We start from the raw sequence: 1,830 nt of genomic DNA, 5'->3' as shown, positions 1-1,830 counted from the left end.
ACTGAGGCGTCCCCCAAGGCCGGGAAGTTAGCGTTTTCGCAGGTCGCGCAAGGGGGAGTGAGGGGTTTCCGGCGTAGAGCAACGGAGCTCGTTGGTTCAGGTAGCCGACCAAGACTTCCTGTTCCCGAGGAGCTCCGTTGCCCTTGCATTCTGTCGTTCCGGCCGCCGTGATGGCTATCACCCGCACGGTCACTGTGGCTGCGGGCCGGTTCGCGCCCGGGCACCTGGGCGAGTTGACCGCCGCCGTGCCCTTCGAGCTCGTCGACGCGGTGGTGGAGGAGACCCGGACGGTCCAGCGTCGTCTGCGTGACCTCCCGTCACGGGTGGGGGTCTACTTCCTGCTCGCGATGTGTCTGTTCCCCGAGGTCGGCTACCGGCTGGTCTGGGACAAGCTGACCGCCGGCCTCGCGGGAGCACCCGTGGTCCGCCCGAGCGCGAAGGCGTTGCGTGACCTGCGCCGCAGGCTCGGCAGCGCGCCGGTAAAGGCGTTGTTCGATGTCCTGGCCGGTCCGTTGGCCCAGCCGGGGACACCTGGGGTGCGGTTCGGGCCGTACCGGACGGTGTCGTTCGACGGCTGCAGTTCGCAGCGGGTGGCCGATTCTGAGCGTAACCGCTCCTGGCTGGGCCGACGTACCAGCCAGGGCTACCCGACACTGGAGTTGATGACGCTGGTGGAAACCGGCACCCGGGCTCTGCTGGGCGCGGTCTTCGGTCCTACCGCCGAGGGCGAGACGAGCTACGCCAGGCGCCTGCTGCATCTGCTGCGGCCGGACATGCTCGTCCTGTGGGACAAGGGGTTCGACGGCAACGCGTTCCTCGCCGCGGTCACCGCCACGCGGGCCCAGGTCCTGGGCCGGCTGCGCAGCAACCGTCGCACTCCGGTCCTGTGCCGCCTCGCCGACGGCTCGTACCTGTCGGTGCTCGGCGACGTGAAGGTACGGGTCATCGACGCGCAGATCACGGTGACCTGCGCGGACGGCACCCTCTTCACCGGGGACTACCGACTGGTCACGACCCTGACCGATGCCCGCCGCTACCCCGCGACCACCCTGACGCGCCTCTACCATCAGCGGTGGGAGCACGAATCCGCCTACTACGCGCTGCGTCACACGCTCATGGACGGCCGTCGGCTGCGCTCGGGCGACCCGGCCGGCGTCGAGCAGGAGATGTGGGCACTGCTGACGCTCTATCAAGTACTGCGGACCGTGATGGTCGACGCCGCTGAATCCGTCCCGGGCACCGATCCGGACCGCTGCGGATTCACTGTCGCCCTCCAGGCCGCCCGCGACCAGGTCGTCACGGCCTGCAACGTGATTACCACCACCCCCGGGCCGGCCGGGATGATCAGGCACCGGGTCCTGGCCTCCCTGCTTCCGCCCCGACGACCACGGGTCAGCACCCGCAAGGTCAAGTCACCGGTCTCCCGCTACAACGAACACTTCGACGACGGCAGGCCCGAGACCAGCCGTCCCGTCACCCGTCTCGACATCACCGTCCTGGTCCCCACCGTCGAACAGCGCCTTCTGCCGACTGCCTCACGAGATGACCGGCCCACCCACCGCTCGTCGCGAAGCCGCCGGGAGCAAACCCTCGAACTCCTCCGCGCCGATCCCGGACGCACCTGGTCGGCCCACGAACTCGCCCAACAGCTCGGCGACATCACGCTATACACCATGTACCGGCAACTGAACAGATGGACCATCAGCGGCCACATCCACAAGATCGACCGAGGCCGCTACACTGCGCGAAAACCAGTGCCATCACTTGCGTGACCTGCGAAAACGCTAACTTCCCGGCCTTGAGGCGTCCCCCGGAGTGTGGACACGGGGG

Annotated in this window: 1 protein-coding gene; it reads left to right on the top strand. The window is 68.3% G+C overall.

Annotation, left to right across the window (positions count from 1 at the left end; genetic code table 11):
- Window positions 1-137: 137 nt before the first annotated feature.
- Window positions 138-1,772, top strand: coding sequence for an IS4 family transposase (locus ABZ471_RS48500; protein WP_359075581.1), 1,635 nt, complete (start codon window positions 138-140; stop codon window positions 1,770-1,772).
- Window positions 1,773-1,830: the final 58 nt, after the last annotated feature.

The sequence above is a fragment of the Streptomyces sp. NPDC005728 genome (assembly GCF_040630895.1).
Taxonomy (GTDB): domain Bacteria; phylum Actinomycetota; class Actinomycetes; order Streptomycetales; family Streptomycetaceae; genus Streptomyces.
This window is presented reverse-complemented; position numbering and strand designations above follow the sequence as displayed.